The 9,765-nt window shown below is 46.2% G+C and carries 10 protein-coding genes; 9 read left to right on the top strand and 1 reads right to left on the bottom strand.

The annotated features are described in order from the left end of the window. Nucleotides 1-72 precede the first annotated feature (72 nt). Nucleotides 73-1,107, bottom strand: a complete 1,035-nt coding sequence (locus tag GY843_RS01785) for a type IV pilus twitching motility protein PilT (RefSeq protein ID WP_297306007.1) — start codon at nt 1,105-1,107, stop codon at nt 73-75. Nucleotides 1,108-1,201: 94 nt separating this feature from the next. Here GY843_RS01785 and GY843_RS01780 point away from each other — a divergent pair, with 94 nt between their 5' ends. The 9 genes from GY843_RS01780 (at nt 1,202) to GY843_RS01740 (ending at nt 9,700) form a co-directional block, all read left to right on the top strand. After that, entirely contained in the window at nt 1,202-1,894 is a 693-nt protein-coding gene (locus GY843_RS01780) for a YggS family pyridoxal phosphate-dependent enzyme (protein ID WP_297306006.1), read from the top strand. Nucleotides 1,895-1,909: 15 nt separating this feature from the next. Then, complete coding sequence (gene proC, locus GY843_RS01775) at nt 1,910-2,737, top strand: pyrroline-5-carboxylate reductase (protein ID WP_297306005.1); 828 nt, start codon at nt 1,910-1,912, stop codon at nt 2,735-2,737. 107 nt (nt 2,738-2,844) lie between these two features. Continuing rightward, nucleotides 2,845-3,390, top strand: a complete 546-nt coding sequence (locus tag GY843_RS01770) for a YggT family protein (RefSeq protein WP_297306004.1) — start codon at nt 2,845-2,847, stop codon at nt 3,388-3,390. Between the two features lie 246 nt (nt 3,391-3,636). Beyond that, the gene (locus tag GY843_RS01765; RefSeq protein ID WP_297306003.1) at nt 3,637-4,806 is read left to right on the top strand and encodes a homoserine O-acetyltransferase; all 1,170 of its coding nucleotides are present in this window, start codon (nt 3,637-3,639) and stop codon (nt 4,804-4,806) included. Next, on the top strand, nt 4,806-5,396 hold the full coding sequence (gene metW, locus GY843_RS01760; RefSeq protein WP_297306002.1) for a methionine biosynthesis protein MetW: 591 nt from the start codon (nt 4,806-4,808) through the stop codon (nt 5,394-5,396). The genes GY843_RS01765 and metW overlap by 1 nt, the downstream gene beginning before the upstream one ends. 11 nt (nt 5,397-5,407) lie before the next feature. Beyond that, nucleotides 5,408-5,854 (top strand): DUF4426 domain-containing protein, encoded by a 447-nt coding sequence (locus GY843_RS01755; protein WP_297306001.1) that lies wholly within the window; start codon nt 5,408-5,410, stop codon nt 5,852-5,854. 74 nt (nt 5,855-5,928) lie between these two features. Continuing rightward, nucleotides 5,929-6,531, top strand: coding sequence for an XTP/dITP diphosphatase (locus GY843_RS01750; RefSeq protein ID WP_297306000.1), 603 nt, complete (start codon nt 5,929-5,931; stop codon nt 6,529-6,531). 30 nt (nt 6,532-6,561) lie between these two features. Beyond that, nucleotides 6,562-7,701: a radical SAM family heme chaperone HemW gene (gene hemW / locus GY843_RS01745; RefSeq protein ID WP_297305999.1), complete on the top strand. Its 1,140-nt coding sequence runs from the start codon at nt 6,562-6,564 to the stop codon at nt 7,699-7,701. A 136-nt stretch (nt 7,702-7,837) separates the two neighbouring features. Next, a complete protein-coding gene (locus tag GY843_RS01740; RefSeq protein WP_297305998.1) occupies nt 7,838-9,700 on the top strand; it encodes a methyl-accepting chemotaxis protein in 1,863 nt (620 codons plus the stop codon). The last annotated feature ends 65 nt before the right edge of the window (nt 9,701-9,765 follow it).

The raw sequence follows: 9,765 nt of genomic DNA, 5'->3' as shown, positions 1-9,765 counted from the left end.
GTCCGAAGCATCCCTTTCAACCATCACTTTAAGTAGTTGCGTAAAATCCACGCTTTATCTCCTAATTACCCGCTAGAACTGCTGAGGGTTCTGCGCACGCTCACGTGCGGTCTCACGGGAAATCATACCTTTTTGCACCAGCTCCTGCAGGGACTGATCGAGTGTTTTCATACCAAACGATGCCCCCGTCTGGATAGCAGAATACATCTGAGCAACTTTGTCTTCACGAATCAGGTTCCGGATCGCTGGGGTACCAATCATGATCTCATGGGCAGCAACACGACCACCTTTGGGTTTTTTCAACAGAGTCTGTGAAATTACACCCATCAATGACTCAGACAACATTGAGCGCACCATATCTTTCTCTGCCGCAGGAAATACATCAATGACACGGTCGATAGTTTTTGCAGCTGAGGTGGTATGCAGTGTACCGAAGACAAGGTGACCCGTTTCGGCTGCAGTAAGGGCCAAACGGATAGTCTCCAAGTCTCGCATCTCACCCACCAGGATAATATCCGGGTCTTCACGCAAGGCAGAACGTAGCGCATTAGCGAAGCTATGAGTATCACGGTGCACTTCTCGCTGGTTCACCAGACACTTTTTGCTCTCATGTACGAATTCGATTGGGTCTTCGATCGTCAGAATGTGATCTGAGCGGGTATCATTAACATAATCGACCATCGCAGCGAGCGTTGTACTCTTACCGGAACCGGTAGGCCCTGTTACCAGCACAAGCCCTCGCGGTTTTTCCGACAGATCTCGGAAAACCTTACCCATATCCAGATCATCAAGCGTAAGTACCTTACTAGGGATGGTACGAAATACCGCAGCTGCACCACGATTCTGGTTATAAGCATTAACACGGAAACGAGCTAGCCCTGGAACTTCAAAAGAGAAGTCAGCTTCAAGCACATCCTCGTACTCTTTACGCTGCTTATCATTCATAATGTCATAAACCAGCGTATGTACCTGTTTATGATCCAGAGAAGGTAGCTTTATGCGACGTACTTCACCATCCACGCGGATGATGGGTGGCATCCCTGCAGATATATGCAGATCGGAAGCACCTTGCTGTACGGTAAATGATAAAAGTTCGGTAATATCCATAGCGTTCCTGTAACCCGGTACTGCTTCAAAAAATATTTAAAGTTAGTTCTAGCAGAATCGGCGCTGCAATCCAATTGCCAAGGTCACAAATTATATGTCTAGCATAGCAGAGAATCTGATTCAGGTTCGGCAACAGATTAAATCCTCATTAGAAAAGACTGACAGAGAGTCCTCATCTGTCATGCTGTTGGCGGTTAGTAAAACACGACCTGCTGAGGATTTACGGCAAGCCTATGCTGAAGGGCAACGTGATTTCGGTGAAAATTATCTACAGGAAAGCTTGGAGAAAATTACTGCGTTACAAGATCTGGATATCAGCTGGCATTTTATTGGCCCGCTGCAATCCAACAAAACCAAAGCGGTCGCAGAAAACTTTAACTGGATGCACACCGTCGACCGCTTAAAGATCGCCCAGCGTTTGTCTGATCAACGCCCTTCCAATCTTCCACCTCTGAATATTTGTGTGCAGGTAAATATCAGCCAGGAGCAGAGCAAATCAGGAGTTCTACCATCCGAACTGCCAGAATTGATCGCAAAAATTTCAGAACTGCCTAATATTTGTGTTCGTGGCTTAATGGCAATTCCCAAAGCAACTGAAAATCAGAAAGAGCAGCAGCAAGCTTTTGCCAGGATGCAAACACTGCTAACTCTACTTCAAGAAACCCACCCTGAGATGGACACTCTCTCGATGGGTATGTCGGGTGATATGGATGCCGCTATTGCAGAAGGCTCCACAATCGTCAGAATAGGCACCGCGATTTTTGGTGCAAGACCGGCAAAAGATTAATACAGGAATAAAATAGTGAGTACACAACCAACTTTGGCTTTTATTGGCGCAGGCAATATGGCTCGCGCGATTATTGGTGGATTAATTGCTAATGGTTACCCCGCTGAGAAAATATGGGCCAGTGAGCCACAGGAAGACAGGCTTTCAGATCTGGCCGAACAAGGTCTAAAGACAACCACCGAAAATAATGAAGCCGTACGCGAAGCAGATGTTGTCGTACTTGCAGTAAAACCACAGGTTCTCAAAGCAGTTGCTGAAGATATAGCGCCTGCAGTACAAGATAGCCAACCATTACTTGTCTCTATCGCTGCAGGTATCATGAGCACCAGTATGGATAGGTGGCTGGGCGGCAATACATCTATTGTTCGTTGTATGCCAAATACACCCGCACTGGTACAAACCGGGGCTAGCGGTTTATACGCAAACACTCAGGTTACACCTGAACAAAAACAGCAAGCAGAAACCATCCTCAAAGCCACGGGTATCACCTTGTGGGTGGATGAGGAATCTCAACTGGATGCGGTTACAGCTGTATCTGGCTCAGGCCCTGCATACTATTTCCTAGTTATGGAGGCGATGATCGAAGCAGGGAAAAAACTAGGCCTATCTGATGAAGTAGCAACCCAGCTGACTCTCCAAACTGCGCAGGGTGCAGCTAAAATGGCACAGAGCAGCGATGTTGATCCTGCAGAGCTGCGCCGACGCGTCACCTCACCAAACGGAACCACGGAGCAGGCCATCAAGCGTTTTCTTGATGGTGGCTTACCACAGCTGTTTGATGAAGCGTTACAAGCCTGCAATGATCGATCAGTCGAACTTGCACAGGAACTTGGCAAAGACTAAGAGTAAAAAACAAGAAAGGTTCAACATAAACTGACTAAGCTCTATACTTCGTAAAGGGTAGAAGGTTGGACCTGTTTCTTAAATTTATCAGTGACCTAGGAATAGTTATGGCACAAGATCCGATTGTTCTGATCATTCGCACATTGGGTGAGATGTACGCATTTATTGTTGTAATGCGCTTCCTTCTGCAGATGTCTCATGCCGATTATTACAATCCTATCTCCCAGGCGATCGCCCGTCTGACTAACGTACCGGTAGTCGCTATCAGCCGGGCAGTTCCACGTGTAGGAAAACTTGACCTCGCGGCCCTGCTCTATGCCATATTTGTAAAACTGGTTGTATTGCTGCTATTGGTGTTGGTCACCGGCATGGCAATGCCAAATATCCTACACATTGTACTTCTAGCTGCCGTGGGGGTTGTGGATGCAATTCTGACCATCTATTTCTGGGCGGTACTGGCTTCTGTCATCATCAGTTGGGTAGCCCCAGGCAGTTATCATCCAGGCCCACAGTTGATCCAGCAAATTACGGAACCTGTATTTAACCTGGCACGAAAGGTTATCCCTCCTATCGGTGGACTAGATCTTTCACCTATTCTGATTTTTATTGTGATTCAGATTATTCAGTCACAACTAGGCCGCCTGCTTTATTAAGTGGGCACCAAATTTATTCACATGCTGTATCAAAGACGAGCTTGCACCGTAAAAAGGCGTTAAAATAGCGCGGATTAATACAGACAATGACAACATCAGATATCGAGAACCTCTGACGTGACAGTATCAACAAACATTTCTCAGAACCGTGCTCTAATCTTCTACGAGATGTGAAGCTCAACTTCTTTGCGTCTATGCGCACGTTAACTGTCTGTTGTTTATCTGTTTATTAGGTTGAGTTGAGAAATGCCTGCTGTAATACCTGAAGATTCTGTCGGAATCGTAGAACCACAAAAGATCGAATTTACTGAGCCACTTAAGCTCCAGTGTGGACGTGTACTGGAAAGTTACCACCTAATGGTGGAAACCTATGGTGAACTGAACTCAGACTGTTCCAACGCTATTCTGATCTGCCACGCGCTTTCTGGTAACCATCATGTTGCGGGCTACCACAGCATGGAAGACAAAAAACCAGGGTGGTGGGATTCCGCAATCGGGCCTGGAAAAGCGATAGATACCAATAAGTTCTTTGTTATCGGCTTGAACAATCTGGGGGGCTGCCACGGCTCATCAGGTCCTAACCAGGTCAATCCAGACACAGGCAAGCCTTACGGCCCGGACTTCCCGATTGTTACGGTAACGGACTGGGTAGAAAGCCAGGTTCGCCTCGCAGATTATTTTGGTATCGAGCAGTTTGCTGCAGTCATCGGCGGCAGCCTGGGGGGCATGCAGGCACTTCAGTGGTCGATCAACTACCCCGACAAGCTGCGTCACTGCATGGTGATTGCTGCTGCACCGAAGCTATCTGCACAGAATATAGCGTTTAATGAAGTAGCACGTCAGGCCATTAGTAAAGATTCACAGTTCTATGATGGGCACTACTACGAAAAAAATGAAGTACCTAAAGTAGGCCTGATGCTGGCTCGCATGTTGGGCCATATCACCTACCTTTCTGATGATGGTATGCGCAGCAAATTTGGGCGTGAACTCCGCTCCGGGCAGATCAGTTACGATTTCACACCACAATTTGAGGTGGAATCCTATCTGCGCTATCAGGGAGAACGTTTCTCTACCGCCTTTGACGCTAACACTTACCTGTTGATGACCAAGGCACTTGATTACTTTGACCCTGCATCCGAGGCAGGCAATAGCCTACCTGAAGTTCTGAAAAGCGCTAAAGCTAAGTTTATGGTGATCTCATTCACTACAGACTGGCGTTTCTCTCCCGAGCGTTCGCGAGAGATCGTAGATGCGCTGGTCGAAGCTGATAAGCAGGTCAGTTACGCCGAGATCGAAGCGGCACAAGGCCATGATGCCTTCCTTATACCGATTCCACGTTATCTGGATGTTTTCACTGCTTATATGCAGCAAGTTGAAAATGACACTCCGGCTTTACTTTCCAAGGAGGGTAAATAATGCGCGCCGATCTGGATCTGATTAAAGACTGGGTTGAACCCGGCAAACGCGTTCTGGATCTCTGCTGTGGTGATGGCGAACTGCTGCACTATCTACAGACAGAGAAAAATGCGAGCGGTTATGGCCTTGAGATAGGGCCGGATAACATTACCGACTGTATCCGCAAAGGTGTCAATGTTATCGAGAAGGATATCGAAGAAGGGCTTGCTTCTATTAAAGACGACACCTTCGATACCGTGATCATGACCCAAGCCATTCAGATTATGATGCGCCCGGATGAAATCGTGGATGAAATGCTGCGTATCGGTAAGGAGTGCATCGTTACATTCCCTAACTTCGGTCACTGGCGTGCCCGCGGCTATCTTGCCTTCCGTGGCAAAATGCCAGTATCCAAGTTCCTGCCCTATACTTGGTATAACACACCAAATACCCACTTCTGTACGTTCAAGGACTTCGAACGTCTGTGTGTAGAGCGCAATATATACATCATGGAACGTACCGTGGTGGATAATGAACACCAACACCGGTGGTGGATTCACCTGTGGCCAAATATGCTGGGCGAGATAGCCATCTACCGGATAACCAAGTAACGAGGCAGATCATGAAATTTTTGAATATTGCTCGAGCGATGCTGATCTCAGCAGTAGCCCTGATCAGCCAACCCCTGTTAGCGGAACAGTTTGTCACTTACGGCGACTATGAGATTCACTACAACGCCTTTAACAGCACCTTCATTCAACCCGATGTAGCTCAGAATATTGGTGTGCAGCGCAGTAAGCGTAGAGCGTTGGTCAACGTTTCTGTTCTGAAAGTGGATGGCGATAAGAAGATACCAGTCACAGCCAACGTGTCAGGCTCGGCAAGCAATCTGATTCAACAATCCCAGACATTGAAGTTCCAGAAAGTGGATGAGGGGAACGCGATCTATTATCTGAGCCAGTTCGGTTTCACTGACGATCAGGTAATCCGACTAAAACTCGACGTTCAGCCAGACCCTAATCAGGCCGCTTTTACTGTACAGTTTGAGCAGAAATTTTACGAAGAGTAATTCAGTAAAACATGCCATAAAGGGCGCACCGAAATGGGCGCCTTTTTTATGAATAGCAAAATCGAGAGCTCACCATGATCAATAAAATCGTTTTAGCCAGTGGTAACAAAGGCAAACTGAAAGAGTTCAATCAGGTACTTGGTGATCTTCAGGTAGAGGTTGTTCCACAATCTGATTTCCAGGTTTCAGATGCGGATGAAACTGGCCTAAGCTTTGTAGAAAACGCTATTCTTAAAGCGCGTCATGCGACCGAAGCGACAGGCCTACCTGCTCTTGCTGATGATTCTGGTCTTGAGGTCGATGCACTCAGTGGTGCCCCTGGGATTTACTCTGCGCGTTTTTCTGGAGCAGGTGCAACCGATGCGAAGAACAACACATACCTTCTGGAGAAATTGGAGGGTGTGCCTGCAGAACAACGTAGCGCTAGATTTCGCTGCGTTCTGGTCTTTATGCGCCATACCAACGATCCCACACCGCTGATCTGCCAAGGTAGCTGGGAAGGACAGATATTAGAGCAAGCCTCAGGAGACAATGGTTTCGGTTACGATCCTCTGTTCTGGATTCCCGAACTAGAGAGAACATCTGCACAGCTCCCCCCTGAAGAGAAGAATAAGCTCAGCCATCGTGGCCAGGCGGTAGCTCAATTGAAGCAAGCTATTAAGCCTTACCTGAAGTAGCTTTTGGAGTTACTTTTTTAAGAAATAGTTATGGGTCTGCAACTGCCACCACTATCCCTGTATATTCACGTTCCCTGGTGTGTACGTAAGTGCCCATACTGCGATTTTAACTCGCATGCAGTACGGGACGATATTCCAGAACAGCAATATATAGAAGCCCTTCTGCAAGACCTTCGATCAGAGCAGCATTTAGCACAAGGCCGAGAGATACAGAGCATTTTCATTGGTGGTGGTACACCAAGCTTGTTTGCAGCTGATAGTTATAAACAGCTCCTTCAAGAAATAAATACAATTATTCCAATTAGCAGGAGTGCTGAAATCACTCTGGAAGCCAACCCCGGTACCTTCGAGCAGGAAAAGTTCAAGGGTTATAGGGAAGCAGGTATCAACCGCTTATCGATAGGCATTCAGAGCTTTAGCAATCATCAGCTACAAGCGCTAGGTCGGATTCACAGCAATGTCGAAGCAGTTAATGCAGCGTCTTTAGCCCGTGATATTTTTGACAATATTAATCTCGATCTGATGCACGGTTTACCTGGGCAAGACCTGGAGGGAGCCTTATTTGACCTGAAGCAGGCAATTGCTCTTCGACCTGATCATCTTTCCTGGTATCAACTCACCATCGAGCCCAATACCGAGTTTAATGCCAAGCCTCCTTCTCTTCCCGTCGACGAAACTCTCTGGGATATACAGGAGCAAGGGCAATCACTCTTGGCTGAAAAAGGCTTTGAACAATATGAGATCTCTGCATACGCGCGTGATAATAAACGCTCCAAACATAACCTGAATTACTGGACCTTTGGAGATTATCTGGGCATAGGCGCTGGTGCACATGGCAAAATCACCCTACCAGAAAGCAACGCAATTATCCGCCGCTGGAAGCAGAAGCAACCCAAGGGATACCTCTGTTGGAATACTCGTCTATCAGGCGAAGAACCTATTGCAAGAGATGAACTGGCCTTTGAATTTATGCTGAATGCCCTACGTCTCTCGTCCGGTGTACCTGCTGAGCTTTTTGTAGAAAGAACAGGTTTAGAGCCTAAGCAGATATTCAATAAACTGGAAATTGCCCGGCAGCAAGGGCTTTTAGTCGACGATACACACCTAATTAGCCCCACCCAACAGGGCCAACTTTTCCTTAATGATCTCCTCGCTTTATTTTTAGACTAAGCTTGTAAATGTTCGTCTAAATTTTTCGAACCGAATATTTTTTAGCATATGTTAAAAAATCTAGTTTAGCGGCAGTTTTTAATCCGCTAATATTACAGAAATATTACAAAAAATTTCAGAAAGCAGTAGTAACTCTATGACTATTAAAGCGAAACTCGCCGCACTTATAGGTTTTATTCTGATCTCAATCGCCACTATGTATGGCCTACTTCACTTTGCACTGGAAAGTGTCTCCACACTAAAAAGCAGCGAAACCGAAGTCAGTAATATTGAAGCCAGCATGCTAATGCTTCGTCGCCATGAGAAAGATTTTTTAGCCAGGGATGATCTGAAATACCTAAAAAAATTCGATGCAACTAATGACAAAATGCAGCAACAGATCTACATACTTGAAGAGCATCTTGATCAGGTAGGTATCCCCCACAGTAAAACTAAAGAGCTGCACCAAGTCATCGACGCTTATAAAGAAAGCTTTCACCAGCTTGTTAAGATGAAGCAAACCATAGGCCTTTCACCAAAAGAGGGGTTAAGGGGTAGCCTACGTTCTGCAGTACATGCGGCAGAAACACGGGTAAAAGAGCTCAATAATTATGAGCTCCTAGCAGACATCCTACAGTTACGACGTAATGAAAAAGACTTCCTGCTGCGCAAGGACCTGAAATATAGAGAAAAGTTTGAGAAAAACTTTCAGAAAATGATCAGCCATGCGGAAGCAACAATTGTCGACATGGTCTATCTAGAAGAAACCAAAGCGTTACTAAATACCTATAGGGAGGGATTCTTGACGCTTGTGGGCACTTACGAAAAGCTGGGGCTCAATAGCAAATCCGGCCTACTGGGTCATATGAGAAAAACCATCCATAAGTCAGAGACCCTTCTTACAGATCAAAAAGCTGAAATTATTGAGGAGTTAGAAACCGAGATCAGCTCCATTTTGCTGTTCGCTTCTATAAAAGCCTTGGCCATTGCCGCCGTTGTTTCTGCTATCGCAATTTTTATAGCTCAAAATATCGTCTCTCGTCTGCATAAACTGCGTGACGTCATGAACAACTCAAAACAAAATAAAGACCTTACACTCCGTTACAAAGTAGTAGCAAATGACGAGTTGAGCGATATGGGACGAAGCTATAACAGCATGATGGAAGAGTTCCAAGCTCTTCTAGATGACGTTAGTAAATCCTCTCTTCAATTAAGTGCTGCAGCAGAGCAGGTATCCTCCATATCCCGCGATACCGCTTCTGGGCTGAATCAGCAGAAAGAAGAGGTGATTCAGGTATCTTCCGCCATTCAGGAGATGGAAGGCGCCATGCGCGAGATATCCCACAATACCGATCTTACTTCGCAAACAGCAACTAACTCTCAAAACAGTGCGTCGGAAGGCCAAACAATCATCAACCATGCGATTGGCAATATTACCAATCTGGCTAAAGACGCGACTGAAACATCTCAAGCTGTCACCAAGCTGGAAGAAAACAGCAATAAGATAGGTACTGTGCTGGATGTTATTAAAGAAATTGCAGAGCAGACCAACTTATTGGCCTTAAACGCCTCCATTGAGGCGGCACGCGCGGGTGACCATGGCCGTGGTTTCTCAGTAGTTGCTGATGAAGTACGCGGACTTGCGGGTCGAACCCAGGAATCTGCTGCAGAGATCGAGGTTATGATTAATGAGCTACAGCAACGTACTGGTGAAGTATCAAGTATGATGCTGCGGAGCGTTGAACTGAGTAATACAAGTGCAGAAGAAGCCTCTGGCACTGTCGGGGCTCTAGACCAAATCATGCAAGATGCCGTGCAGATTGTAGATATGACAACTCAAGTAGCGTCTGCAGTTGAGCAACAAACCGCCGTTGCAAGCACCATCAACCAGAACGCTGAACATATCCAGAATATTGTTGATGTTGCTAATGAACAGGTTGGGCAAAATGCTTCAGCAAGTGAAGAAGTAGCCCGACAGGCGAGCCACCTGCAAACCGTGGTTGGTCAGTTTAAAGTTTGATATTTATCTAATACTGTAAAGGGCTACAAAGTAGCCCTTTTTTCTGCCTGCTTATTAATTAAAGC

The sequence above is a fragment of the Neptuniibacter sp. genome (assembly GCF_024231755.1).
Taxonomy (GTDB): Bacteria; Pseudomonadota; Gammaproteobacteria; order Pseudomonadales; family Balneatricaceae; genus Neptuniibacter.
This window is presented reverse-complemented; position numbering and strand designations above follow the sequence as displayed.